Annotated in this window: 22 protein-coding genes and 4 pseudogenes; 15 read left to right on the top strand and 11 right to left on the bottom strand. The window is 68.9% G+C overall.

All coding sequences use genetic code 11. The features are described from left to right. Positions 1–86: 86 nt before the first annotated feature. The 5 genes and pseudogenes from ACZ67Q_RS38865 to ACZ67Q_RS38845 all read right to left on the bottom strand — a co-directional run. A pseudogene (locus ACZ67Q_RS38865) lies at positions 87–318 on the bottom strand (transcriptional regulator); the annotation flags it as partial. A 189-nt stretch (positions 319–507) separates the two neighbouring features. After that, entirely contained in the window at positions 508–912 is a 405-nt protein-coding gene (locus ACZ67Q_RS38860) for a hypothetical protein (RefSeq protein ID WP_471192198.1), read from the bottom strand. 59 nt (positions 913–971) lie between these two features. Beyond that, a complete protein-coding gene (locus ACZ67Q_RS38855) occupies positions 972–1,238 on the bottom strand; it encodes a hypothetical protein (protein WP_471192195.1) in 267 nt (88 codons plus the stop codon). Between the two features lie 792 nt (positions 1,239–2,030). Further along, positions 2,031–2,603, bottom strand: a complete 573-nt coding sequence (locus ACZ67Q_RS38850; protein WP_471192192.1) for a dihydrofolate reductase family protein — start codon at positions 2,601–2,603, stop codon at positions 2,031–2,033. Positions 2,604–3,212: 609 nt separating this feature from the next. Next, a complete protein-coding gene (locus tag ACZ67Q_RS38845; RefSeq protein ID WP_471192190.1) occupies positions 3,213–3,338 on the bottom strand; it encodes a hypothetical protein in 126 nt (41 codons plus the stop codon). 14 nt (positions 3,339–3,352) lie between these two features. Here ACZ67Q_RS38845 and ACZ67Q_RS38840 point away from each other — a divergent pair, with 14 nt between their 5' ends. From ACZ67Q_RS38840 to ACZ67Q_RS38820, 5 genes and pseudogenes are all read left to right on the top strand, one after another. Continuing rightward, entirely contained in the window at positions 3,353–3,934 is a 582-nt protein-coding gene (locus ACZ67Q_RS38840) for a TetR/AcrR family transcriptional regulator (protein ID WP_471192187.1), read from the top strand. A gap of 26 nt (positions 3,935–3,960) precedes the next feature. Continuing rightward, positions 3,961–4,230 (top strand): annotated as a pseudogene (locus ACZ67Q_RS38835) (DUF4913 domain-containing protein); the annotation flags it as partial. Positions 4,231–4,741: 511 nt separating this feature from the next. Then, positions 4,742–4,935 (top strand): annotated as a pseudogene (locus ACZ67Q_RS38830) (CoA-binding protein); the annotation flags it as partial. Between the two features lie 171 nt (positions 4,936–5,106). After that, on the top strand, positions 5,107–6,747 hold the full coding sequence (locus ACZ67Q_RS38825; RefSeq protein ID WP_471192184.1) for an APC family permease: 1,641 nt from the start codon (positions 5,107–5,109) through the stop codon (positions 6,745–6,747). A gap of 588 nt (positions 6,748–7,335) precedes the next feature. Next, on the top strand, positions 7,336–7,566 hold the full coding sequence (locus tag ACZ67Q_RS38820) for a hypothetical protein (RefSeq protein ID WP_471192182.1): 231 nt from the start codon (positions 7,336–7,338) through the stop codon (positions 7,564–7,566). A 238-nt stretch (positions 7,567–7,804) separates the two neighbouring features. Here ACZ67Q_RS38820 and ACZ67Q_RS38815 read toward each other — a convergent pair whose 3' ends face one another. Continuing rightward, positions 7,805–7,945 (bottom strand): hypothetical protein, encoded by a 141-nt coding sequence (locus ACZ67Q_RS38815; RefSeq protein ID WP_471192179.1) that lies wholly within the window; start codon positions 7,943–7,945, stop codon positions 7,805–7,807. A 205-nt stretch (positions 7,946–8,150) separates the two neighbouring features. After that, the gene (locus ACZ67Q_RS38810; protein ID WP_471192178.1) at positions 8,151–10,298 is read right to left on the bottom strand and encodes an MMPL family transporter; all 2,148 of its coding nucleotides are present in this window, start codon (positions 10,296–10,298) and stop codon (positions 8,151–8,153) included. A gap of 289 nt (positions 10,299–10,587) precedes the next feature. On the opposite strand from ACZ67Q_RS38810, the gene ACZ67Q_RS38805 reads away from it, so the two are divergent. The 6 genes from ACZ67Q_RS38805 to ACZ67Q_RS38780 all read left to right on the top strand — a co-directional run bounded on the left by ACZ67Q_RS38805 (position 10,588) and on the right by ACZ67Q_RS38780 (position 14,698). Next, positions 10,588–10,827 carry a hypothetical protein gene (locus ACZ67Q_RS38805; protein ID WP_471192175.1) on the top strand — a complete coding sequence of 80 codons (240 nt, stop codon included), beginning with the start codon at positions 10,588–10,590 and terminating at the stop codon, positions 10,825–10,827. 188 nt (positions 10,828–11,015) lie between these two features. Next, positions 11,016–11,429 (top strand): hypothetical protein, encoded by a 414-nt coding sequence (locus ACZ67Q_RS38800; RefSeq protein ID WP_471192172.1) that lies wholly within the window; start codon positions 11,016–11,018, stop codon positions 11,427–11,429. Between the two features lie 33 nt (positions 11,430–11,462). Further along, the gene (locus tag ACZ67Q_RS38795) at positions 11,463–11,768 is read left to right on the top strand and encodes a DUF6002 family protein (RefSeq protein ID WP_471192170.1); all 306 of its coding nucleotides are present in this window, start codon (positions 11,463–11,465) and stop codon (positions 11,766–11,768) included. Positions 11,769–11,832: 64 nt separating this feature from the next. Continuing rightward, positions 11,833–12,585 carry a TauD/TfdA family dioxygenase gene (locus ACZ67Q_RS38790; protein WP_471192167.1) on the top strand — a complete coding sequence of 251 codons (753 nt, stop codon included), beginning with the start codon at positions 11,833–11,835 and terminating at the stop codon, positions 12,583–12,585. Continuing rightward, entirely contained in the window at positions 12,582–13,667 is a 1,086-nt protein-coding gene (locus ACZ67Q_RS38785; RefSeq protein ID WP_471192164.1) for a hypothetical protein, read from the top strand. The genes ACZ67Q_RS38790 and ACZ67Q_RS38785 overlap by 4 nt, the downstream gene beginning before the upstream one ends. A gap of 119 nt (positions 13,668–13,786) precedes the next feature. Continuing rightward, positions 13,787–14,698, top strand: a complete 912-nt coding sequence (locus tag ACZ67Q_RS38780) for an EamA family transporter (protein ID WP_471192161.1) — start codon at positions 13,787–13,789, stop codon at positions 14,696–14,698. A gap of 251 nt (positions 14,699–14,949) precedes the next feature. On the opposite strand, the gene ACZ67Q_RS38775 is transcribed toward ACZ67Q_RS38780, so the two are convergent. After that, a complete protein-coding gene (locus ACZ67Q_RS38775) occupies positions 14,950–16,920 on the bottom strand; it encodes an acyl-CoA dehydrogenase family protein (protein WP_471192158.1) in 1,971 nt (656 codons plus the stop codon). Between the two features lie 149 nt (positions 16,921–17,069). On the opposite strand from ACZ67Q_RS38775, the gene ACZ67Q_RS38770 reads away from it, so the two are divergent. Continuing rightward, complete coding sequence (locus ACZ67Q_RS38770) at positions 17,070–17,342, top strand: hypothetical protein (protein WP_471192155.1); 273 nt, start codon at positions 17,070–17,072, stop codon at positions 17,340–17,342. A 93-nt stretch (positions 17,343–17,435) separates the two neighbouring features. Continuing rightward, complete coding sequence (locus tag ACZ67Q_RS38765; protein WP_471192153.1) at positions 17,436–17,729, top strand: hypothetical protein; 294 nt, start codon at positions 17,436–17,438, stop codon at positions 17,727–17,729. An 831-nt stretch (positions 17,730–18,560) separates the two neighbouring features. Here ACZ67Q_RS38765 and ACZ67Q_RS38760 read toward each other — a convergent pair. Together ACZ67Q_RS38760 and ACZ67Q_RS38755 are read right to left on the bottom strand one after the other, a co-directional pair. Further along, positions 18,561–20,021 carry a hypothetical protein gene (locus ACZ67Q_RS38760; RefSeq protein WP_471192150.1) on the bottom strand — a complete coding sequence of 487 codons (1,461 nt, stop codon included), beginning with the start codon at positions 20,019–20,021 and terminating at the stop codon, positions 18,561–18,563. Positions 20,022–20,292: 271 nt separating this feature from the next. Continuing rightward, the gene (locus ACZ67Q_RS38755; RefSeq protein ID WP_471192147.1) at positions 20,293–21,951 is read right to left on the bottom strand and encodes a glycosyltransferase family 2 protein; all 1,659 of its coding nucleotides are present in this window, start codon (positions 21,949–21,951) and stop codon (positions 20,293–20,295) included. Between the two features lie 159 nt (positions 21,952–22,110). On the opposite strand from ACZ67Q_RS38755, the gene ACZ67Q_RS38750 reads away from it, so the two are divergent. Then, entirely contained in the window at positions 22,111–23,043 is a 933-nt protein-coding gene (locus ACZ67Q_RS38750) for a type IV secretory system conjugative DNA transfer family protein (RefSeq protein WP_471192145.1), read from the top strand. Beyond that, positions 23,018–23,491, top strand: a pseudogene (locus tag ACZ67Q_RS38745) (ParA family protein). Before ACZ67Q_RS38750 ends, ACZ67Q_RS38745 begins: the two are co-directional and overlap by 26 nt. 176 nt (positions 23,492–23,667) lie before the next feature. Here the strand turns inward: ACZ67Q_RS38745 and ACZ67Q_RS38740 are convergent. Beyond that, positions 23,668–24,870, bottom strand: coding sequence for a pentapeptide repeat-containing protein (locus ACZ67Q_RS38740; RefSeq protein ID WP_471192142.1), 1,203 nt, complete (start codon positions 24,868–24,870; stop codon positions 23,668–23,670). Positions 24,871–25,003 lie beyond the last annotated feature (133 nt).

Below are 25,003 nucleotides of genomic sequence, written 5' to 3'. Positions count from 1 at the left end.
GAACGGACCTATCCAGGAGGGCTCCGACGCCGTGATCACACCAGCCACGGCAAGATCATCTCACCTCTGGCCAGCAGTTACGGGACAACCTCTAGCGCCCGGGCGACCGACTCCAGGACGGCGTCGGAGACGCCGCCCAGGTGGCCGCACTCGATCTTGGCGTAGTACTCCGGAGCTTACGTCCGCGGACATCGCCACCTCGCTGCGGCGCGGGCCTGCCACTCTCCGGTGCCCGGAGACCGGCAGGCCGGCCTGCTCGGAAGTGAGGTTCGCTCGACGGGACATGAGGAACTCCCGTGCTTCGTTCCTTGCGTCCATGCCTTCCACGCTGATTCGGCAAGCACCTGCGGGGATGCCCTGCCAGTACGCCCCTCACCCGGGACTCCCTCGCTCGGCATGTCCGGCGATGTCATCGAGTGGCTGCGCGCAGGCCCCGACCAATGGGAGTTGTGACCGCCGTGCTGGCGCGTGCCCCCGAGTCGCCGCCGACCCTCGTCCGCACCCTGTTCACGCCTCCTCCCCGTGCGTGAGCCGGCCGCCGGTGAGCCGCCAGCGGTGCCGGTGGTCGGTGAGTTGCCAGGTCTCGTCGGCGGTGGTCGCCCGCTCGATCCACTCGCGCAGTTGCGGGAGGGCCTGCGCGCGGAGGACGGCGCGGGTGGCGGCGCGGTCCGCGGCGGCCACCGGATGCACGTCGACGAGGCAGCCGACCGAGTCCGGATGGACGCCGCGGCCATAGGTGCGGGGCAGCGGAGCGACCCAGGCCGCTCCCAGGACGATGGTCCCGCTGTCGTTCCCGGTGAGGAACCGCAGCTGCCTGACGTGGTCCAGGTGCGGACCGAGACACTCGGCGACGTCGGTTCTCGTCAGGGGCCAGGCACGGTGCCGGGGCAGCCGTCGATCGCGTGCGGACATGCCGGACAGGATCGCAGACGCGTGCGAGGCGGGGCGGCCGCCCCGCGGGCGGGCGCCGGTCAGCCCCAGACGGGTTTTCCGCGGTTCTCCGGCTCGTCGGTCAGGAACCCGTCGAGGATGCGGGCGGTCTGGACCGCTGTGCTCGTCCAGAACTGCTGCCGGCCCGTCTCGTCCGCGGGGATCTCGGACTCCCTGTACGACACGGTGATGAAGAGGTTGTCGTGCCGGAAGTGAACGAAAGTCGCGTCTTTCTTGCCGGACTTGTCGCTCGACTCGTCCTGCACGGACTGAAGCGCCTCTTCCGCCGGCAGGTCGGACTCCGGCACCTTGCTGGTGTTGATGGTGCGGTCGAAGGGGGTTGGGGCGGGGCGTGATCGAGGTCATCTCCTTGTGCGCGTCGGCTTCGCTGTCGAGCAGCCGTGCCTCGATGGTCAGTGTGAAGGGCAAGTTGCCGTTCGCCCGTCCGCGGCTTGCGTTCTTGCTGTCGTTGTCGGTCCGGGGAAGCTCCCAGCCCGCCACTTGGGTGGAGCCGCGTAGCTGGTTGCGGTCCAGGTAGCCGCACACGTCCGCATCCGCCGGAACGGGGTCGTCGCCGTCGGGCTTGGGCTCTGGCTTGGGGCCGATCCGGCGCCGTCGGCGCGGTCGTCACGGTGCCCGGCTGTGACGTAGTAAGTGACGGCAGCCGTCATAAGGCGGGCCGCGCAGAGGCCGTCAGGGGCACGACGCCTCTGCGGCCGGTCCGAGGCCGGTCAGGGGCCGCGGCTTTGGACGGCTCGGCGTCCTCCTTGTTGTCTCCGCCGCCGGGCGAGGCGCTTGCGCGCCGTAGCGGCCATGCAGGGGCGGTCGTCCGGATCGCGGGGAGGTCCGTCAGCAGCCGGGCCGCCGCCGGCACGTGGGTCCGCAGCGCGGTCACCGGCCGGGCTCTTCGTCGAGTTTGCGGCGGACCACTGCAAGCGGGGTGCCGTCGCCGAACGGCGGCTCCCCGGCGAGCAGGGCGAACAGGACGCTGCCGAGGGCGTAGAGGTCGGAGCGTTCGGCACCGCGCTGGTGCAGGGACTGCTCCGCCCATACCGCCCCGGCCGAGCAGCCGCGTCAGTTCGTACCTGTCCGCGATGAGCTCAGCGACGGACGCGGTAGCGGATGTGAGTGGCCTCCGGCGTGTCGATGACCCGGATGATCTCCAACTCGATCGGCGACGCCAAGACGTCGAACAGGCGACGGCCATCGCCGAGCAGCACCGGGATCTGATGAATCTGCACCTCGTCCAGCACTCCGGCCTCGAGCGCCCGTTGCGCCGTGTACGCGCCACGCACCTGAACGTCCTTGTCCCCGGCGGCAGCCTTGGCCTGTGCCATCGCGCTTTCGATCCCGTCGGTCACGTAGGTCACCAACGGATAGCCCCAACGGGCGGCGGGGCCGGGCGGGCGGTGACTGGGCACGAAGATCGGGAGACCACCGTGATCACCGCCCCAGTGATCCATGAGCTCGGCAGTGCGTCGTCCCACGAGCACCGCACCGGCTGTGTTCCATTCGTCCTGGAATCGCGCGGCCGGCCCGGACGGCGGGCCGGACTCGTCCTCAAGGCCTGCCCACTTGTGCAGTCGTTCGCCATCCTCGCCGCCTAGAAAATCGTTCGGATCGGCGATATATCCGTCGAGTGACATCGACATGTCGAGCACTGATACGGACACTTCGACCTCCTGTCGTTTCGATCCAGACTGGCTCAACTGTGCTGTAGACCCGGCATGGCGGCATTACTCATCGGGCATCGCAGCGGCACCAGCTCACATGAGCCCGCTTGCCTGTCGGGGCAGCCTGTCCCAGGCCCGGTTTCCCGAGCTGGTGGACGCGGCCCCGGCTCGGTCTGAGGGCTTGATCTTCGATGGTGAGCTGGTCGTGTGGGCGGGGGAGGGGATGCGGTTCGAGGGGTTGCAGGCGCGTGGCCGTCGGCCCCGGAGCGTGCCCCACAGCTCTCGCAGGAGTCGCCCGCGCGCCTGATCGTGTCCGGCGGCTTGCAGGTCGGCGGCGAGGAGCTGCGGCACGTTCCGTATGCCGAGCGCCGCGTCCACCTGAAGCAGTTCTTCACCGACCGTGATCTGCGCGCTGCTTGGATGTTGTGTCCGGAGGCGGGCGACCCGGCGGCGGCGCAGGAATGGCTCATGTCCTGGACGCAGGTCGGCGGCGTGGAAGGGCTGATCATCCGGGGGAGGGAGCAGCGGTATCAGGAATTGGCTACGAGGGCTACGCGCGGTCGCCGCCGAGTTTGCACGGCACAGGGGACTGAGGGAGCCGGCCGTGCCTCAGGGCTGGATCTTCTCCAGGTCCTTCAGGAGCCTCGGTCGGGTCGGCTGCCAGCCGAGGGTGGCGCGGGTGCCGGCGTCGCGGGGTCCGGCACGCACATCTGCGGCGTTGTCGTCGGTTGCCAACTTAGAGTGGTCGTATGCCGAGATGGAAGCCGGACGCCCGGCAACGCCTGGTCGTGGCGGCGCTGAGCCTGTTCGCGGAACAGGGCTACGACGACACGACGGTCGCCCAGATCGCCGAGCGCGCGGGCCTCACCCGCAGCACCTTCCACCGGCACTTCACCGACAAGCGGGAGATCCTGTCGGCTGGGCAGAAGACCCTCAGTCGCCTCCTGGTCGAAGGCATCACCGACGCCCCCGCGGACGCGACGCCGATCGCCGCCGTCGCTGCGGGCCTGGAGCGCGCCTCGGGGGAGATGACCTCGTTCAACCGTGAGCTCAGTCCGCTCCTGCACGCGGCGATCGAGGCGAACGAGGAGCTTCAGGAGCGCAATGCGCTCAAGATCATTGGCATGGCCGCCGCGATGGTGGGCGCCCTGAAGCAGCGCGACGTCCCCGAGGCGACCGCCCAAGTCGCCGCCGAACTCGGCGTCCTGGCCTTCAAGCTGGGCTTCACCCGCTGGGCCGACCCGGCACGGGACGACGCCCCCGGTGAACTGGCGACGCTGACACTGGCGGCGCTCGAGGAACTCCTCGCGGCGGCACAGGGCCTCGACTAGACCTCCGTCAAGCCGGGGCCGACGCCCGCTGGTGCCACCTGTGGTGGGAACACCCCGTCGCTGTCGGCCGCCTGCACGCCTGCTGGCTGGCCTGGCAGGAACGCACGGACCCTGCCACCTGCGGCTACACGGGGCCCAGCGTGTGGCACCGCGACCACCTGGACCCCTGCCTGCGCGAGCTGCGCGGCTTCAGCGGTCCCTTCGCCGGGTGCGGCAAGAACGTCCACCAGGTCGAGCACCGCATGCCCGGACTCGTACCCAGCGCCTGGCGCGGCGCCGGCGGGGAGCATGCCTGACCTTGCCTGGCTGCGCGCCGACCACGTCCAGAGCCGGGCTCTCCCCCTCGCATGCGGTCCTGCCCAGCGGCGCCGTCTGCGGGATCGCGGCCGCCGTCCCGGCCTCCCTCGCCGCGCGCTCCGCACGGGCCCCGCGCAGGGCCGCGGCCTGGCGGCGGCGCTCGGTGCGGGCCTGCTCGGTCGGGGCCGGCTGTTCGTCGGCCGCAGCCTCGGGCTCTGGGAACGCCTGGAGGCTGAGCGCCCGCATCGCGGCGGTCTGCCGCTCCGCTCCACCACCTCCACGATCGACGGGTCGACACGGCTCGCAGGCGCGACGGCCTGGTGCGCGGCGAGCGATGGATGGAAGCCGGGCGATCCCATCTCGCGCGTCTTCACCGGCGCCTGTGGAGCGTCCGGTGCAGCGGCGACAGATCGCTGGCAGGCACAGCGGCGCCAGGAGACAGCACATGGAAGTCGCTGGCCCGGAATGTTTCGAATCAACCTCCCCCCGCACCCGGCGGCAGGCAGGGCGGCGATCGCTGACGAGGCCGCCGCCAAGGGCGCGAAGGCGGTCTGTTGCAGGTTGGGGTGATCGACGAGGCCGCGTACGCGCGCGTGAGGGACGCGGGCCTGGAGATGGTCATGGACCGTCGTTGCCCGGCGATCGAAATTCCCCGTCTGCGCTGGCGAATCTCCTTCTACTCACAATCCGCCGCTGAATATTGACATTCGCATACGCGTCTGACCTGTGACAAGGCCGTGACTGAACGTGTGCTCAAGACACCTACTATCCCGGGTCAAGATTTGGCTAACAGTCTTTGCTCACTCGGAAATCGTCTCTAGCGTGTGGCCTTCTTGCTCGCTCCTGCGTATACGAAATCTGAGAGGCCACTTGACATGGCGAATGTCGACCAGGCTGTACCGGTAGCCACAAGCGACACCGGTAGTGGTCTGCGCCGCGACGTCGGACTCATCGGTCTGATGTGGGCCTCGGTTGGCTCCATCATCGGCTCCGGCTGGCTGTTCGGCGCCGAGAAGGCCGTTGTGGCTGCGGGCCCCGCCGCGATCATCTCGTGGGTGATCGGCGCGGTGGCCATCGTGCTGCTCGCCCTGGTGCACGCCGAACTCGGCGGCATGTTCCCCGTGGCGGGCGGCACCGCACGCTACCCGCACTACGCCTTCGGCGGCCTGGCCGGTATGTCCTTCGGCTGGTTCTCCTGGCTGCAGGCCGCGACGGTGGCGCCGATCGAGGTCGAGGCCATGATCGGCTATGCCAAGCACTGGCACTTCGCCGACGGACTGCAGAACGCCAACGGCACGCTGACGGCCAGCGGCATCGTCGTCGCGGTCCTCCTGATGGCCGTGTTCGTCGCGGTCAACTTCCTCGGTGTCCGCGTCCTGGCACACACCAACAGCGCCGCCACCTGGTGGAAGATCGCGGTGCCGCTCGCGGCAATCTTCATCATCGCGATCGGCAACTTCCACCCGGCCAACTTCACCTCCGAGGGCTTCGCGCCGTTCGGCGCCAAGGGCGTCCTCACCGCGATCAGCTCCAGCGGCATCATCTTCGCCCTGCTCGGCTTCGAGCAGGCGATCCAGCTGGCCGGCGAGAGCCGCAACCCGAAGCGTGACCTGCCGCGCGCGACCCTCGGTTCGGTCGCGATCGGCGCCGTGATCTACGTCCTGCTCCAAGTCGTGTTCATCGCCGCCCTGCCGCACGCCTCCTTCGCCAAGGGCTGGGCGAACCTGGCCTACGCCGGCATCAGCGGCCCCTGGGCGGGTCTCGCCTCAGTGGTCGGCCTCGGCTGGCTGGCCTGGGTGCTGTACGCCGACGCCATCATCTCCCCCGGCGGCACCGGCCTGATCTACACCACTGCCACCTCCCGCATCTCCTACGGCCTCGCCAAGAACGGCTACGCGCCGAAGGTGTTCGCCAAGACGGACAAGCGCGGTGTGCCGTGGTTCGGTCTCGCGGTCTCGTTCGTGACCGGTGTGATCTGCTTCCTGCCGTTCCCGAGCTGGCAGACGCTGGTCAGCTTCATCACCTCGGCGAGCGTGCTGATGTACGCGGGCGCCCCGCTGGCCTACGGCGTCTTCAAGGACCGTCTGCCGAACCACGAGCGTCCGTACAAGCTGCCGGCCGGCCAGATCATCGCGCCGCTGTCCTTCGTGGTCGCCAACCTGATCATCTTCTGGTCCGGCTGGGACACGCTGTGGCGCCTGGGTTTTGCGATCCTCATCGGCTACGTGCTGCTCGGCTCGTACGCCTGGTACGCGGTCCGCAAGAACCTGCCCAACGCGCCGCGGCTGGACTTCAAGGCCGCGCAGTGGCTGCTGCCCTACCTGGCGGGCATCGGCGTGATCTCCTACCTGAGCACCTTCGGCGGCAACGGTGAGCTGCCGCTGTGGTGGGACATGCTGGTCGTCACGGTGTTCTCGCTCGGCATCTACTACTGGGCCAAGGCGACCGCGTCCGAGCCCCAGGCGATCGAGCGCAGCATCGAGGAGGTCGTGGTCACCGACGCCCCGGCCCACTGAGTCACTCACGCACCAGGTGTCCCGTCAGCCCAGCCGTGGCTGATGGGACACCGTCATCATGCGGGAGCGACCTCCCCCCTCTCAGCTCCGCCCGAGGAACGCCGTACGGTCCTCGTCGTGGGCGCCGTGCCCGCCGGGCTTGCCCTCGGCAAGGCGCTCGTCGGCCGGCGGGGGCCGATGAGCAAAGGAAGGCCGCCAATGGGCGGGTCAACAGCGGCTGACACAACGAGGTGGGTCGGTGCTGCTGGCCTTGTCGATGGCGGGAGTTGAGCGCTCAGCCGGGCATGGGGGCGGCGCCGTGGATCGTGCCGGATGAACCGTGGGACCGCTTGGAGCCACTGCTGCCGCCGCCACGCCATTTATAAGAACCATCTGGTGCAGACCGCGGTCGACGCGATGGGCACGGGTGCGGACGTACGGGTGGTAACCCCACCACCTACGGCTGGAATTCGCGCAACAACGCCACCTCCGCCAAGCGCCGCCTCGGCGCCACCGCGTCCGTGCCGCCCGGAACCTGCTGTTCGCGCCCAGGCGCTGGGCCGGCTTGCCCGTGATCCGGCGGGTGGTGCGGACCGAGAGCCCCATCTGTTGGGAGATGCCTTCCTCCAGGAGGCCGGCGGCCATCAGCTGGACGACCTTGCGTTCGAGGAAGTTGAGCGTCTCCTCGGTCTCCTCCGAACCCTGGAGCAGGGACGCCGGCTGCCGGTTCACGCCGAACAGGTCGGCGAGGAGGTCCACGATCGGCGAGCCGTGGAGGAGGACCGCGCCCCGCGCGTGTCTTCGGTCTTCAGCGGTATCACCGCCGCCCGTTCGTCGTAGATCAACATCCTCGTCGGCAGAGTGGTCGCCAACCGGACCGAACCACTCGCCTGCTTGAGCCGGCGAAGATACCGGTGGGTCGCCGCATGGCCGCCAGCGGCCGTCAGGAACAGGCTCCGTAGCCGGATGCCCCGGCCGAGCCGCATCCTGGCGCAGTCTTCGGAGCCGGTGGCCCAGCCCTACCGCTTCGCCGGCAACTACCCGCACCCCACGGGCCTTTACTGCTGAAGGCCCGCTACTACGTGGCGGTCACGGCGATCTCCTCCTGGAAGCGTTCAGGGTTCGCGGTGCGTCGGTCCGTGGTCAGGACGACGAGGTCGGCGCGCATTCCGGCGCGGAGCACCCCGATCTCGTTCTCCGGGTGCGCTGCCGGGAGCATCCGCCATGCGGCCTCCCGGCCGCTGGCGCTGACGCGTTTTGCCGCGTGGAGTCGCCGTGCTCCCGCTCGCACGAACGCGGCGGCGGCCTCAGGGGCGCCACTCGCTGCGCGAGCAAGCAACTCCGTGATCTTGCTGGCGTCATCAGGGGTCCTTTCGGGGCGCAACAGCGCCAGCCGTTACCGGCGGCCGACTGCTCCGCCGCGGTCAGCCCGTACGCCGCTGCGCCGCGGGCGTCACCGTCTCCGGGTGCGCATGCGACGGGGCCACCCGCAGCAGGCGGGCCACCCGGCTGGGCAGATACCAGTTCCACGGGCCGAACAGCGAGACGAGCGACGGAACCAGCAACATCCGCACGATGGTCGCATCCAGGAGGATGCCGATACCAAGACCCGTCGCCAGCGTCTTCAGATCGGTGCCCGGGCCGGAGGCGAGCGCGGCGAAGGCGAGGAAGAGGATCAGCGCGGCGCTGGTGACCAGCCGGCCGGTGCGGCCGAGGCCCTCGATCACGGCGGCGTCGGTGGAGCGGCCGGTGTCGTACTCCTCTCGGATGCGGGAGAGGATGAACACCTCGTAGTCCATGGACAGTCCGAACAGGAACGCGAAGACCATCAGCGGGATCCAGAAAGTGATCGCGCCGGTGGCCGCGATGCCGAAGACCGCGTCGGAGCCGTGCCCGTCCTGCCAGAAGATCACCATCACGCCGAGGGTCGCCGCCAGGGAGATCAGGTTCAGCAGGACCGCTTTGAGCGGCAGCAGCAGGGAGCGGAATGCGCGCACGAGCAGGACGTACGTCAGCAGGGCGATGATGGTGAGCATCAGCGGGAAGTTGCCGTAGACGGCATGCAGGAAGTCGATCTGTGCCGCGCCGATGCCCGCGACACCGAGGACGCCGGGCAGACCGTCCGCGGCGGTCTTGACCCGTTCGACCACGCCGACGCTCTTGGAGTTCACGGTCTCGTGGTCGGGGATGACGACCACGATGCTCTGCCCGGCGCGGTTGCCGGCCGGTCCGGACGGCACGAACACGCTGCTCACACCGTCGATGCCGGCGAACTTGGCGGCGGCCGTGCGGGCCTGGTCGGTGCGGACCAGGACCTCCATGGGCGTCAGGGCGCCGGTTGGCACACCGCCGCGCTCCAGGGTCTGCAGGGTCTCGTAGGCCGGGCCGTTCTTGGCCAGTGACTCGGATGAGGCGAGACCGATCTTGACGCCGAGGAAGACTCCGGTCAGTGCGAAGAGTGCGGCCAGCGCGGTCGCGGCGGCGATCCAGCGGCGTCGTACCACAGCAGTGGTCCACCGGGTCCAGAAGCGGCTGGCCCGGTTCTCGTGCCGGATCTTCGGCCAGTCGACTCTCGGTCCGATGCCGCCCAGGATCGCCGGGGTGAGCGAGAGCGTCGTCAGCACGCTCGCCAGGGGGATCAGGGCTCCGCCGTAGCCCATGCTCCGCATGAACGGGACCGGCAGGACCACCAGCGCCAGCAGGCCGATCGCGACGGTGACGCCGCTGAACAGCACGGCGTGCCCGGCGTGTTCCATCGCGACGACGACCGCGTCGTGATTGTCCCGGCCGTGGTCGCGCTCCTCGCGCCAGCGGGTGACGAACAGCAGCGAGTAGTCGATCGCCACGCCCAGGCCGATGAGGGCGACCAGGAACTGCACGATGAACGACACATCCGTCGCGTAGGTGAGCGGCAACAGCATCACAAAGGTCGCGAGGATCGACACCGCGGCCACCACCAGCGGCAGCAGGGCCAAAAAGGATGCGAACACGAAGGCGAGTACGGCCAGAGCGCCGACGGCGCCGAGAAGTGTCTCCCCGAGGACGCCCGGGCCACCTCCGTTGTTGCCGCCGGAGGCCAGCACGTCCTCCCCCGTCACGCCGACCGCTGACCCCGCCGGCACGGCGTGCTGCGCCGCCGACCGGATGGGATCGGTGAGCAGCCTCTGGCTGGGTGACGGGTTGAAGCGGTAGAAGACCAGGGCGTAGGCCGTGCGGTCGTCCTTCGTTCGGAACGCCTTGTCCCCGGTGTTCGCCTCGTCGATCACCCGTAGGCCGGGGGCGGCTGTGCCGGCGGCTGCGAACGCCCGCCCGACGTCCTGCTCGTGACCGGTGACCGTCTCTCCCGCGGGGAGTGTGACCGAGACCAGATAGGGGTTCGTGTCACCGCCGCTGCCGAAGGCGCGCTCGATGCGGTGGGCCGTCACCGTGCCGGGCTGGCCGGGCAGGGAGAAGTCGATCGTCAGCCGGTTCGTCGTCCGGCCGGCCAGGAGGATGCCGGCGACGAGCACCAGTCCCCAGAACGCCACTACCGCCTTGCGATGCCTCAGAACGAACTCGGCCCACCGCCGCATGCCCGGGCCCTCCCCACGTTGTAGGTTGCGGGAGTTTAGCGTTATGCACACTTTCTTCACTATCAGGTAAATCGATGGCTTTTGGTGCGATCCGGTGCCGTGTCGCCCAGGGACTGTCTCTTTGAGGAGCCATGGGCGCCATTCCTGCTGGTAGGTGGGGTGTTCGGCGTATGACTGGCCAAGGACTCGCAGTGCGTATGCCAGGCCGGCCGGGCGGGGGTCCAGCGCGCAGCTGATCAGCAGCGACAAGGACGCCGTGGTGCGCTTATTCTTCGGCTTCGGAACCGTGTTGACCTCGGACATAGGCTCGTCGTCCCCCGCGCCCGGCCGCCAGTCCCTCGATGATCCTGCCGCCGAATCGGTCCGTGCGTACGCGGCCGACCAGCGCGCGAAGGTCGACATCCTCGCCTCGGCCCTGGAGGACATCGCCGCCAACGGCTACCCCTCGCCCGAGTCCGGCGTCCCGTGGGAGACCGCCCACGAAGCCCACCTCGCCCGCCTCGCCGCCGAGCAGCCCCGTGTCGCCTGAGCACGGTGCGCGCCGCTCCCAGGTCGTCATGGTGGAGCCTGCGCTCACCCAACTCGCCAAGCTCACCGCGTCCGAGACGCACCGCCTGGACCGGGCGATCGTCGCCATCAGCGTCAACCCGGAGCTCGGCACCGAGGTGCCCCGGCGCCCTGCTGCGCGACTACGCGGACGAGGTCGACGGAGTCCGCATGATCTACTACGTCACCGCCTTGAGGACGATCACGATCGTCGCGGTACGTCGAAGCCTGGTCACACAGCAGCGCCTCGGATCCGCTTGGGTCCGGGGCGCTGCTGTGTCTGCTGCTCGAGGTGCTGCTGTCGGTGATCCGGGTGCCGGAGAGCGATGGGGGGATTGGATTGAGAACGACGGGAACACAGACTCCATGACGAACTCCGATGATGAAGCGCAGACATCCCACGCACCGGGATCCCAGCCGAGCGTCCGCCCGGGTTCCGACGAACCGCAGACGATCACGGCACCGACACCGCCCGTCGCGTGGAGCAGTGGCGCTTTGGACGAAGCCGACCTGGCCGCCGAAGAGGACGAGTCGAAACGGCCCCGCACTCACGAAGAATCGAAGACTGCGCCTCAGAGCGATTGAGCCCTTTCCAGGTCCCCCTGGAGCGGGCGTGCGTTGGGACGGGGTCAGCGCGCGCCCGACGGGGAGGTGCGGGCCCTCCTCCGCGACGCCGACGTCGCACTGCCCGCAGACCCGCGCAGGCTGCGGGAGTGGTCGCTGGTGATGGCGGTGACCGGAACGCTCAACGCTGCCGATCGCGGCCTGCTCCCGGCCGGCGAGGACGTGCTCATTCACGGTTCCGGCAGCTACAGCGACCAGGACTACTGCCCGCTGCCCGCCGGCCACCGTCTCACGGCGACCGGCGTCGGGGAGCTGACGGCGCACATCGAAGAGGCCGTACGCGCCGCCGACGGCCGCTGATCGCGCCGCACATCCTTTGGCTGGACCCCTGGCCCTCCCCTTGAGAACTGGAAAGGTAAGGACCGTGACCAGGCAGCCCGACAGTCTGCTGTCCCTGACCGACTTCAACGGCGCGCCGCTGGCGGACGACCTACTGTGGAAGAGCTTCCACAGCCTCATGGAACGCCACGGCTACGTGTTCATGTGCAACGTCCCTGACACCTTCGACCCGGTGGCCTTCTGCAAGCGCCTGGGCGACTTCGTCCCGCAGTACACGGGTGTGCTCGTCGGCGATGTCACCCCGGAGCCGGGAATGGAGGAGTTCTACCACGCGGGGAACACCAAGCCCCTCTACCCGCACTCCGAAGGATACGACTTCGAGGGGCTGCCCCCGCGGTACCTCGCGCTGTGGTGCGAGACGCCCAACACCGGTGCGGGAGGCGAAACCACGCTCGCCGACGCACGCGCCTGGACCGAGACCCTCACCGAAGGGGACCGCGCCTACCTGCGCGAACGCGTCTTCGCATGGGAGACCACCGACGCGATGCGCCACCTGGGCCTGGACCTGCACCCGGAACACCCCGTGATCGAGGACCACCCGGACGGAACCATCGTGCGCTACTCCTTCAACAATCTGGTATGCGGCGACGAGGAACGCATCGGACCGCTGCTCGCCGATGCCAAGGAGTACTTCGAACACCATCACGTGGCCGTCCAGTACGAGCGCCGCGACATGCTCGTCTTCGACAACTGGCGGATGCTGCACGCCCGCAACGCGTTCACCGACATCGGGCGGCACCTGCGGCGCATCCAGATCGCGCACCGGCCCACACCGTGACCGACACCGCACCGGACCGGGACATCGCAGTGGTCGGCGGTGGCTCGCTGGCCCGCAGCATCTGCTACTCCCTGGCCGTCGCCGATCCGGCCCCCGCAACGGTGACAGTGCTGGCCCGGAACGAAACCGCGGCGCAGGAGATCGCGTGCATCGCCAACGCGCGTGCGGCCGCCTCCTCGCGTGCCACACGGTTCCGTGCCACCGCGCTCGACGCCTCCGACCGGCATCAGACGGCGTGGCTGCTACAACGCATCGCTCCGCGGGTCGTGGTCAACTGCGCCTCGGTGCAGTCGCCGTGGGAAGCGGCCCACGCGCCGTCCGCCTGGACCCGCCTCCTCTCCGAGGCGGGCTTCGGGCTGGCGCTGCCGCTCCACGCCGTCCTGGCGCGCGAGGTGGCCCGCGCCATTCAGCGCGCCGGCGTCCCGGCGGTGTTCGTCAACGCCTGCTATCCGGATGCGGTCAACCCCGTGCTCCACGCCGAAGGGATCCCGGTGGCGTGCGGGGTCGGCAACGTGGCAACTCTGGCCGCCGCACTTCACGCCGTGCTGCGGCCGCGTCCCGGGGTACGACTCAGGGTGCTCGCGCACCACAGCCATCTGTACGCACCGGCCGATCCACGTGACGAGCTCCGGGCGTGGCTGGACGACCAGCCGGTGCATGACGTGGGCAGACTGCTCGCCGCGCACCGCGCCTGCGGTCGGGAAGAGCTGAACGCCGTCACCGGGCACACCGCGGCGCTCTTCCTGGCCCGGCTGGCCGCCGGCACCGAAGCGTACGCCGATCTGCCCGGCCCGCTCGGGCTCCCCGGCGGCTATCCGGTCCGCATCCGCAATCAGCAGATCACTCTCGACCTGCCGCCCGGCATCACGAGAAAGGAGGCAATCGCCTGGCAGCAGCGCATGGCCGAGCTCGACGGCGTTGTCGTCACCCCCTCCGGCCAGATCCACTTCGGCCGACGAGCCGCCTCCGCGCTCGCCGCCCACCTGCTGGACACCTCCGCGAAGCACCCCACCGACAGCGTCCCGGAGCTCACCAGCCAACTGCTCGCCCTGCGTGACACGTTGCGGGCCAAGCCGGACTGACAACTCACCGCAAACTCCACCGGCCTGTCCCGGCCCCGCTGCCCCCGCCACCCCACACCCCGCCGTACCCGGTTCGAAGGAGAGCGAAGATCACTCAGCAGACCAGTCATCCCGGCAGCGTGGCGGCATGGATCGGCCGCGGGCTGGGGGCCGTCCCGGCCCCCGGACTCGTCATCGGCGGGGTCGTCGGACTGCAGGGCGGTGCCGCACTGACCACCCGCCTCTACCCGGTCGTAGGACCCGCCGGAGTGGTGACCCTGCGGCTCCTCATCGCCGCCGCCGTGCTGATCGCCATATGGCGCCCAGGACTGCGATGGGACAGGACCAGCTGGGCCGTGCTCATCAGCGCCGGAACGCTCCTCGCCGTACACCACCTCAGCTACTACGAGGCCGTTGACCGCCTCCCGTTGGGTGCCGCCACCACGGTGGAGTTCACCGGGCCCTTCCTCATCGCCGCAGTCGGGTCCCGCCGCGCAGCCGACCTGCTGTGGGCCTGTCTCGCCGCCGCGGGCGTGGTGCTGCTCAGCGCCTCAGGCTCTCACCTCAACGCCGAAGGGCTGGGGTTCGCCGCCCTGGCCGGCTGCTGCTGGGGCGGCTACATCCTGGTCGGCAAACGCCTCGCCGACCGCGTTCCCGACGGCCGCGGCCTCGCCCTGGCGGTGACCTGGGGCGCCCTGCTCAGCCTGCCCTACGGTCTCGCCCAGGCGGGGACCCGGTTGTTCGCCCCCGCCACCCTGGCCCTGGCCGCCGCCGTGGCGGTCCTCTCCAGTGTCCTGCCCTACTCCTTCCAGCTCGAGGCACTGCGCAGGCTCTCCCCGCGGGTCTTCGGCGTACTCACGAGCCTCGAACCCGCCATCGGCGCGCTGATCGGACTTCTCCTGCTGAACCAGCACCTCACCGTGCCGCAGTGGCTCGGCATCACCGCCGTGGCCCTGGCATCCATCGGTGCCACCCGCAGCGACCGCGAAAAACACCGCAACGACGCCGACACCGCTCCAGCGCGGTCATCCCTCACCACGCTCGACACGTGAATGCAGCGCGCCCGCGCACTACACCCGACGCCGCGACGGCACGTCCTGTCGGCGGACGCATCCGCGGAGCGAAGGCCTGACAACGAGGGGAACGGAGATCTCGTGCCCGACGTCGACGAAACGCGCACCCCTGCCGACGGCAAGCAGGTGGCTGATGACCAGGACGGCAAGTCCCCGAAACCCTGCGAGTAGAAGCTAGCGGTGAGAGCGAGAGCGCGCCGGGTGCATCCCACGGCCGGGTGGAGGGCACCTCAGCCGGTGGGGCCGACGAGCTCCGGTGACCGCAGCATGGGGGCCGGGATGCCCCAGGCGTCGACGAGGTCGACGGCGAAGGGGCGCACCTTGCGGCAGAGGTCGTTCACCTCGCGGCTGATCGCCTTGGACCTCTGGACGGTCAGCCGACCGTGTTCCATGAACCAGGCGCGGTCGGCTTCGATGGTCGAGAGCGCGAACAGGTCACACAGCAGCCCAAGGGCAGCCTTCTCGCTACCTTCGGGAAGTGCGCGCACCTTGTCGACGAAGGCTTCCGTGACCAGCCGTTCGACGTGGGCCCGGGCAAGGGCGATCACGTGGTCCTGGACCTGAGAGAAGACCGCGCCGGGTTCGTCCTGCCGGCCCATGCCGTGCTTGATGCGGCGGGCGAGGCCGGCGAGCATGTGCTCCTCGCGGAAGCGGACCATGGCGAGCTGGTACTCCGAGTCGAGGAGTCCGGCTTCCCGGTCCCACGTATCACCGCCTGGCAGCAGGTCGCGGACGCGTTCGAGAAGCTTGTGCGCTGAGGTCCGCTCGATGACGGTCTCGACGGCGAGGCCGGTGACGTAGCGGACCATGCCGAGCTGGTCGAGGTCCTCGAACTCGCTGGCGTGGTCGGTGAGCAGGCCCTTGGCCACGAGCTGGAGGAGAACGTGGTTGTCGCCCTCGAAGGTGGTGAAGACGTCGCTGTCGTTTTTGAGGGCGGCGAAGCGGTTCACAGCGAGGTAGCCGGCGCCGCCGCACGCCTCGCGGCACTCCTGGACGACGCGGGTGGCGTGCCAGGTGGCGAGCGCCTTGATGCCGGCGGCCCGCGATTCGAGGCGGCGCCGTGCCTGCGGGGCGTTTTCGACGCCGGAGAAGACTTCGTGCAACTGGGCTCGTACGACGTCCTGGGCGAAGTGCAGCGCGTAGGTGCGCGCGAGGAGGGGGAGCAGCCGGCGCTGGTGGAGGCCGTAGTCGAGGAGTACCTGTTCCGCGGTGTCCGGGGATGCCTTGAACTGGCGCCGCCGGTCCGCGTACTTAATGGCGACGGCTAGTGCGACCTTGGCGACGCTGACGCCGGCTCCGGCGACGCTGACCCGGCCCTGCACGAGGGTGCCGAGCATGGTGAAGAACCGCCGGTCCGGGTTCTCGATGCTGCTCTCATAGGTACCTTCGGGAGTGACCCGGGCGAAGCGGTCAAGGAGCGCCTCGCGGGGGACGCGTACACCGTCGAAGCGGATGCGGCCGTTGTCGACGCCGTTGAGGCCCATCTTCCGGCCGTCGTCCTCGATGGAGACACCGGGCAGGATGTGGCCGTCCGCCCGGAGGGGGACGACGAAGGCGTGGACGCCCTCGGAGCGGCCCTCCACCTCCAGCTGGGCGAAGACGACGGCGAGTTCGGCGTGGCGGGCGGCGTTGCCTATGTAGTCCTTGCGGGCCTGCTCGTCGGGGGTGGTGAGGACGAACTCCCGGTTCTCGGGGTCGTAGCGGGCGATGGTGCCAAGCGCCTGGACGTTGGAACCGTGACCCGCCTCGGTCATGGCGAAGCAGCCCATCAGCTCTCCGGTGACGAGGCGGGGCAGGTACGTCTTGTGGTGGTGGTCGGTGCCGAGATGCAGGATGGCTCCGCCGAAGAGCCCGAACTGGACGCCGACCTTCACGAGGACGGAGAGGTCGCCGAACGCCAAGGTCTCGAAGGCGGCGATCGAGGCGCCGACGTCGTCCCCGCCGCCGTAGGGGGCGGGGAAACCCATACCGGTCTGACCCGTCGCGGCCAGCTGGACGACGACGTCGCGAACCCTCTCGCGGAACGCGTCGATGCCGAGCGTGTCGGCCTCGTCGAGGACGGCGGCATGGGTGACCAGATTCGTCCGGACGAGGTCCCGGATCTCGGCGTACTCACCGTCGAGGACCGCGGCGAGGGACGGGACGTCGATCTCAGGCTCGAGCCGGCCGATTGCGGGGGCGGAGGTGTTCTCGGTGGCCATACCGCTTCGCTACCCCGAGCCGCGACGATCAACCGGCGCGGGGCCGCGACTCCGGACGGCTGGTTGGCACCGCCGCCCGAGGTCAGGGCGCACCCGCCTCGCGCGGCCTGGGCACGCCATGCCGGCGCTGCTGGGCGCGCCAGGCGCACGTGAGCAGTCACGGCCCGGACGGCTGGGCGGCCGCCAGGGGACACCCCGACACCACACCGGTCACCGATATCAGCGCCACCGACAAGGCCAGCTGCGACGAATTCACCTACTCCGGTGAGGGCTGGCGGGTCGGTTCCATCTTCGCGCCGGCCTTCTCGACCTCAGCCGTCGCTTGGGACGTTCTCGTAGCAGAGATCAACCGGTTCGACGGTGCCGTGCGCGAGGGCATCGCCGGGATGGGCATCGACCCCGCCTTCATCCCAGAGCCCTGACCTGTTCCCATCCGGCCGACCGGTTGGAATGATCACACCAGCCACGAGAAGACCGTCCCACCGTGCTGCGAACCGCCCCAGACGGAGGCGCCCATGGAGACAGACCTGGTCAGCCGTCTGGAGGAGGCGGCGGATCGTTTCGTTACCCCCTTGCGTATGAACGAGGGGTTCGATGAGCAGGCACTCCTTCAGCTGCAGGAGGAGATCGATCGGTGCGGGACGGCATGGAGGGGCGCAACCCACGTACCCAAGCGTGCCGCGTTGATCCTCGCAGAACTCTCTCCAGCGATCGAGGCTTGCGCCTGGCTGTACGAAGGGGACATGCACCAGCGAATCCAGGAGGCAGGGCTGAGGGTGTGGGAGGCAGTGATCGCTGCTCTGGACTGAGTGCCTCCCATGCCGCTGCGCCACGTAGCTTCCTGTCGGCGCCAGCGGGAAGAGGTACGCGTCGCAGGACAACCGGCGCTACGGACGCGCCCGATGTTGCGGGACAAGTCTGACGAGCTCGTACACGGTAGGCGGTGAGACGTCGAGGATTGAGGCGGCCCTCGGTGTTTCACGTTTGCTGTCTGGGGATCAGGTCCGTGGTCTGCTGATGGAAAGCAGGCCGGTGATGGCCTGGACGATGTCGCTCATGTGCTCGCGCCGGCCGAGGTGGCGGGGTCAGGGATCGCCAGTTCTTCAGGTGGGCGATGTCGTGCTTCACCCGTATGCGTGGCGAGGAGTGTGCCTTGCGTTGTCGCTCGTACATCTCCTCGTGCCAGTGCGGGGCGTCCTTCTTGAACTTGAGGTGCGGCGGTCTCCCCACGCGTTCGCCGGTTTGGGCGCCGAGGCCCTGGTGGCCGGCATCGGCAAGGATCTCAACCGCTGGTCCGTCATGGCCGAGGCTCATCGCCATTGGTCGGCACACTCCGAGACGCAAAGAACAGATCGGTCTTTTTCATACGGGCAGTAGTCCGCGTGACGTGGTCAGGGGTCGGCGGGTGCCAGATCCACCGTGGGCGGCACCAGGGGCCCGGGGAAGCTGGAAGGCCCGGGACCGTTCGGGTATCCCGGGCCTTCCACGCGGAGGCGTCAGGGCTGGCTGAGCAGCAGCTTGATCGAGCCGTCGGCGGTTTCCTTGCGCCAGGGGTACTCGCAGACCATCTTGTCGACGGGCGCGGCGTCCTGGATGACGGTGCGTTTGGGGTAGTCGTGGCACTTGCCGTGGTTGGCGTACTACGGGCATGCCCCGTCGGGCTTGCGGAACTGGTGGGCCTGCCAGGCGAGGGTCCCGGCGAGCTTCTCACCGGGCACGGTCGGCAGGTACTGGTTGCTGAAGAAGGAGCCGATCATCCCGCCGGCCAGTGCGAGGGCGAGGAGTGCGCCGACGGCGGTGAAGCTGCGCTGTGCGCCCGGCTTGGGGACGTTGACGTGCGGGGCGAGTTTGCGTACGGCGAGGACGCAGGCCAGGACGGCGAGGGCGGTGAGCGTCACCTGGATCTGCATCATGGTGCGGGGGAAGAGCTGGACCTGCTGGTCGGCCTCCATGTGCCCGGCGAGCCAGAAGCGGATCAGCCAGGCGCTGCCGAAGCAGGCGAGCGGCGCGATGACCACTACATGCCGCAACCCGATGGCGACGGCGACCCCGAGACCGATGAGAGCGAGCACGGCGTACATGTGCAGCCCGGCGAATTCGCCGAAGCCCGGGTACTCTCCCGGTTCGTCCCAGGCGCGGCTGGTCAGCGGCGTGGTGCCGATGTAGGCGGGCTCGGTCAGGGTGTATCCGGAACACCACTGGTCGCGGGTGCTGGTGGCGCCGAGCAGCACCCGCAGATAGACGCCGGCCACCAGCAGGAAGCCGGTGAGGGTGCTGCCGAGGAAGAGCAGGGCGCGGGCGGGCTGGTTGCGCCAGGGGAAGCAGAGCAGGACGGCGACGAGCGCGCCGGGCAGGGACCACAGGTGCCAGCCGGAGTAGATGAGGAAGAGCAGGCCGAACAGCACGCCGAGGAATCCGCCCCGCGCCACCAGGCCGCGGATGGAGAAGTGGGGCGAGGCCCGCAGCCACATCAGCAGCTTGGCGATCAGCGGCACCAGGACGACGAGCACGAACGGGCTGTACGGCTTGTGCGGCAGGGTCTGCTGGAGGGCGGGCAGCAGGCCCACGGCGAGGGCGGGCAGCGGGGACAGACACGACCGCCAGGCCAGGTAGGCCGCCGGTCCGGTCAGTGCGACGAACGCGATGAACAGCCACTTCAGCCCGAAGGCGGGCTGCCCGCCGAGGATGCCGGCCTTCGCCGCGTACCCGAGGATGTAGGGCACGGCTGGCGGGTAGAAGGCGTCCATCGAGCCGGTGTGCAGGATCTGTTCGGCCCAGCCGAGGACGCGGTTGTTGTCGCCGTAGGGGCCGTTGATCGGCCACGGGGTGCCGCGCAGTGCGAAGACCTGCCCGGCGCCCAGGAACCCGGTGCTCAGCCCGGCGACCGCCGCCGCGCCCAGCCGGGTGGCCGTGGCCCGCGTCCGCTCGCTACCCCGCACGGTCGCCCATCCGACGGCGGCGACGACGACCAGCACCAGCAGCGCCAGACGGAACTGCAGGTTCGACAGCCCGCTGACCTGACCGACCCGCGTGATCGGGTCGTTGGCGACCGTCAGCCCCCAGTACGTGAAGCCGAGGGCGGTTACCAGAGCGACAAGCACCTCACCGGTCGCTGGCCACCAGGGCCGCAGCAGGACGCTGATCCTCTTGCCCGTCGAACGGGGACCGGCAGGCCGGGATATCGCGGGCAGAGCCGGGTCGGCCGCCCTGTCGGGCGCGGCTGTATTCACTATTGTCTCCAGAAGGCGTTGCACCGCAGCGCATTGCGGCCGACGCAGGCGTATGCATGGTGAGAGTCCGGCACCCTGTCGGGCGCCGACACGGTGCTGTTTGGTCAGGTCTAGTGGGGGAGGCCGGCCCGTGGGGCCGGGCTCATCCGCTGCGCTGCTTCGGCACGCCCGTCACGCGATGCGCCAGCTTCGCCAGCCGGGACGGTTTCGGCGGCGGTGCGGGTACCGGCTGGATGCGTAGGACGAGCTGTCCCTTGTCGGGGCCGATGCTGACGGTGTGTCCCCGGCCGCCCTCAGGCTCAAGGGCGTTCGTGTGCTGTTCGGCGTGCTGGGGCACCTCGGGCCCCAGCGCTTTGCCCAGACCACCCTTGGCGAACACACCGTGTGCCGTGCAGCGCAGGGAAATCTCCCAGACACCGGCGTCCAGAGGGCGCCCGCCGGCGGCGGAGACGAGATCGATGTTGGCGCGGAAGCCGGCGAGGCCGTAGTCGTACGTCTCCTTGCCCCGACTTACCGTCAGATACGGCGAGGACTGGGGCCTCGCCGTGACCGCGTACTCGACCTTCGTCTCGCGATGGCGCAGCACCACTTCAGTGGTGAGGTCATCGGTGTCGACCTGATCGATGTAGGCGTACCCGGACAGCTCGACGACGCTGCCCTGCCAGGTGATCCGGTCCACCCGGCGCCGGGGACTGACACCCAGCGCCACGTCGGTGATGTCGCACAGCTCCGCATACACGGCCGAGGACTCCTCGGGGAACGGCGCCGGCGCGTACAGCCGGCCGTCCCGGATCCGCGCCTTGCCCGGTCTGCCGGCCACATCCCACTCCACGACCCGGACAAGCTCGCCGAGGAGCCCTTCGCCCAGACAGTACGCCCGCAGCCGCTCAGCGACGTCCAGTTCGCCCCGCACACCCGGGGTGACCCACTCTCTGGCGTACGGCGCCGCCAGCGCGGCCAGGTCTTTGCGGCCCTCCTCGTCGGCGGCGAGGAAACGGCGATCGAAGCGCCGCAGCAGCTCGGCCTTGACGTGCCGGGCCACCATCCGGTCGCGCAGACTGCCCGGCTCCGTCATCTCCTTGACGAGCTCGACCATCTCCGCGGCCTGGGCGACCATGGTCGGGTAGTCGAGCCCGCCGTGCGTGATGTTGCCCTTGTCGCCGCGCCCCACGAGGTAGTAGCAGTCATAGTCGGCGAGGATCGATATGACCCGGCTGTGCAGATAGGCGCGGGCGACGAAGTACTGGTCCTCGCTGATCCGCACGTGCTCGGGAAAGCGGATCCGGTGCTCCTCGATCACGCTGCGCCGGAACAGGTTGAACGGCATCAACGTGTAGTAGACGGTCGCCGGGTCGGCGCGGTCGACGTTCTTCGCGAACACCTCACGGACCTCCGGGCGGATCGCCCGGCCCACGCCCACCAGCTTGCCCAGGACCGTGTCGGCGTCGTTCTTCTCCGCCAAGGCGACCAGCCGTTCCAGGGCCTCAGGGCCCAGGCAGTCGTCGCCGTCCAGGAAGAACACGTAACGCCCGCTCGCGTGGTCGAGCCCGACGTTGCGAGGGCCGCTCGGTCCGCCGGAAGCTTCCTGGTGAATGACTGTCACCGGCCAGGACTGCTCCTTGGCCCAGGCGTCGAGGAACTCACCGCTGCCGTCCGTGCTGCCGTCGTCGACGGCGATGACCTCGAGGACGTCCACACCGATGCTCTGCCCGGCCACCGATGCCAGGGTTTGCCGCAGGTAGGGCAAGGCGTTGTACACCGGTATGACGATAGAGACGGCAGGCGCGTGCGGGTTCGCCATCGAGTAAGTCCCCCGTAAGAATCTGTAAAGCTTATGGTCAGGATAAGGGGGCTGTGAGGCGCTTGTGGCCTGATGAGGTTACGAATACGGAGCAATCTGGGGCAGGTTGACCACGCGATCGCATGCGAGCAGGGGTGCTCCCGGTCGCCGTCGAAGCTGGTGTCTGCGGGCGGAGCCGTCCTCACCGGAGACGACGCGGCACCCGCCTCCCCGCTGACCGTCTACCGCATGACCACCGACTGGGCGGCGGTGTGGCCGCACTCCCAGACCGCCTCCGCCGTCGGCGCCACCCTCGCCGACCTCGCCGTCGTCGTCCTGGTCGTCTGGGGCATCCGCCTCGCGATGCGCTGGTTCCGCAACCCGAGCGACCTCGCCACCCTGAACCAGCTGCGCGACCTCACCCCCAGGGCTGCGGCCCGCACTGCGACCCGGCTGCGCGCCTCCCTGAAGGACGCCAAGCCTGGGGAGTTGAAGCCCGCCGACCGCGGGGTGCTGCTCGGCGACCACCTGCCCAGCGGCGTGGAGCTGCGCGGCAACGACGAGGACACCTACCTTGCGATCATGGCGCCCCGCGCCGGCAAGTCCACGTCGCTGGCCATCCCCATCGCCGAGGAGGCCCCGGCCAGCCTGCTGCTGACCTCCAACAAGCCCGACGTCTACGCCGCCACCTACCAGTCCCGCTCCCGCGCCGGGCAGACCTGGGTGCTCGACACCCAGAGCGTCGCCCAGGTCGAGCGCGACATGTGGTGGGACATGGTCGCCCAGGCCGAGACACTCGAGGGCGCCGAACGCCTCGCCTCTCACTTCGTCACCCAGATCAGCAGCGAGCAGGCCGACCCGTTCTGGCACCAGTCCGCCCAGGACCTCCTCGTCGGCCTGTTCCGCGCCGCCTACTACGACGGCGGCACCGTCCGCGACGTGATGCGCTGGCTGTCCGACCCGCGCGAGAAGGCGCCCATGCGGATCCTCTACGAGCACGAGGCCGCCCTCGCCGAGCAGGTCGAGGCCTCCGGCAACATCGCCGAGGAAACGCAGTCGGGGGATCTTCCAGAACGCGCGCACCGCGATGTCGGCGCTGCGCGACGAGCGTAGAAGCAAGCGCGTCGCCGCCGGCAGTAACAAGGGTGGTGTCGGCAAGACCGGATGGGTGGAGATGGTGGCGGCCGCACTCGCCGAAATGGGGCGCAAAGTGCTGGTGGTCGACGTCGACCCGCAGGCGAACGTCTCCCGCAGGATGGGTCGCTCCTACCGCAAGGAATAGCCACTCGTCACGATCTCCGAGGTCGTGAAATCCGGGGAGGTCGGCTGCGCAGCCGACGCGATCGTCTTCTGCGGGTGGGAGGGTGTCTATGCCGATCAGATCGACATCATTCCCAGCCGGTTCGACCTGGAGAACCGCATCTCCGAGGCCGCCGTAATCGGCTCGCGCGGGCTCTTAGCCCGGGCTCTTGAGGGCGTCGACGATCACTACGACTTCACGCTGTTCGACTGCCAGCCCTCTTTGGGGCACCTCACCACGCAGACTTCGGTGTCACCCTGATGGAGCCGGAGTGGCGAGTTCGAGATAGCGGGCGTGATCGGTCTGCATCACCAGCCCTTCGTACTCCGGGAAGTACTCGCCAAGGTCTCGGAATGCCTCCTGGTTGCCTTCCTGCGCCTCCCCAGTACGGCGACGGCATCAGCGATCGTCGCGCGTGCATAGTGCGCGCCCAGGAGTCAACCCTCTGATGGCGTCATCCCTTTTACCCCGGTCAACTTCGCTCCGCGGAACGTCGCGCCATGAATCCGGGCGCCCCGCAGGTCTGCATTATGGAGATCTGCTCCAGTGAGGTCGGCGCCGGTCAGGTCAGCACCTCTCAGCTTCGCCCCGGACAGGTAGGCGCCTCTGAGCTTGGCGTGCCGGAAGGACGCACCAGTCATACGCGCGCAGCTGTTTCCAAGTTGGATGGGGGAGGTGGGGTCGGGGCAGAATTTGGCGTCGTCGAGATTCACGTCATCAAGACCGGCGCCGTTCAGGTTTGCGTCGTCCAGGTGCACTCCGGTCAAGTCGGCGCAGAATTGGTCGAGGAATTTGCTCTCATCCGACACCTCGGTACAAAAGATCGTTTCTGATAGATTCGCTCCGGTGAGGTCTGCTCGATAAAGTCGCGACTCAGTGAGGTCGGTGTTTGTGAGGTTTGCGCCTGTTAGAAACGCATCATCGAGCCGCGACCCAGACAGCTCTGCGTCCGAGAGGTTGACCTTCGTTAGCGATGCACTCGACAGGTCCAATTTGTAGAATGAGGCTCCGCTGAGGTCTGCGCCTTCGAAAACAGCTCCGCTGAAGTGAAGCTGCCGTGAATCTCCGGCAAGTTGCACACCGCGCAAATCGGTGTGGCTGAGGTCTAACGGCAGGCCTTTGTCGGGGTCGTAGCTGCGGCGGGTTCCGAGAATGGTCATAGCCCCTTGAATGTCGGCTCGGGGTGAGGAAATAGTATCGCTCGGCTGGGCGGCGGCATTGCTGCTGCCCGGTGGGCGGGTGGCGTGTTGGCGGAGATACGCGGACAACACTTGGACGACGGTGGGTTCGTCGCGGGCGGAGTCGTTCATGATCCGCCCCAGTGCATATATTCCGCCAAGTCGAACGTCTAGGGACGTCGAGCCGAGATTGTGTATCGCGGCGTTGAACCGATTGGTGATTTGCCCTTGCTCGCCGAGTGTGATTTCTGCGTTGGTCTGCGTAATTTGCATCCAGGTGAAAAGCAGTGCGAGTAAGGCCGCGAGGCCGGGCAGGCTGGCTATCAGCAGCCCGACCCGGTTTCCTCGGTCGGGGACCGTTGGGGCCAGATGACTTTGACGTCGTCGAGTCCGTCGCGCGGCGCCCCGCTGCGCGATACGGCGAAGCCCCCTGGAGTGCTGGTTCCAAGCCATCTCTCTCATGACACCTCAGAGCAGGGCAGCCTGCCATTCGGTACTGACTAGAGGTTGTCCCGTAAATGATCTGAGGCATGCAGGCTGACCTGCTCGTTTGCCTGTCATCCGGTGAGGGTGAGGTTGTGCAGGCGGGCGATGC

The organism is Streptomyces sp. NPDC036813 (assembly GCF_055609245.1).
This window is presented reverse-complemented; position numbering and strand designations above follow the sequence as displayed.

Bases quoted from the DNA above. Each gene is read 5' to 3' on its own strand.
- ACZ67Q_RS38860 (WP_471192198.1), bottom strand. From the start codon at position 912: ATGTCCGCACGCGATCGACGGCTGCCCCGGCACCGTGCCTGGCCCCTG.
- ACZ67Q_RS38840 (WP_471192187.1), top strand. From the start codon at position 3,353: ATGCCGAGATGGAAGCCGGACGCCCGGCAACGCCTGGTCGTGGCGGCG.
- ACZ67Q_RS38825 (WP_471192184.1), top strand. From the start codon at position 5,107: ATGGCGAATGTCGACCAGGCTGTACCGGTAGCCACAAGCGACACCGGT.
- ACZ67Q_RS38815 (WP_471192179.1), bottom strand. From the start codon at position 7,945: ATGCTCCCGGCAGCGCACCCGGAGAACGAGATCGGGGTGCTCCGCGCC.
- ACZ67Q_RS38810 (WP_471192178.1), bottom strand. From the start codon at position 10,298: ATGCGGCGGTGGGCCGAGTTCGTTCTGAGGCATCGCAAGGCGGTAGTG.
- ACZ67Q_RS38800 (WP_471192172.1), top strand. From the start codon at position 11,016: ATGATCTACTACGTCACCGCCTTGAGGACGATCACGATCGTCGCGGTA.
- ACZ67Q_RS38775 (WP_471192158.1), bottom strand. From the start codon at position 16,920: ATGGCCACCGAGAACACCTCCGCCCCCGCAATCGGCCGGCTCGAGCCT.
- ACZ67Q_RS38765 (WP_471192153.1), top strand. From the start codon at position 17,436: ATGGAGACAGACCTGGTCAGCCGTCTGGAGGAGGCGGCGGATCGTTTC.
- ACZ67Q_RS38755 (WP_471192147.1), bottom strand. From the start codon at position 21,951: ATGGCGAACCCGCACGCGCCTGCCGTCTCTATCGTCATACCGGTGTAC.
- ACZ67Q_RS38740 (WP_471192142.1), bottom strand. From the start codon at position 24,870: ATGAGAGAGATGGCTTGGAACCAGCACTCCAGGGGGCTTCGCCGTATC.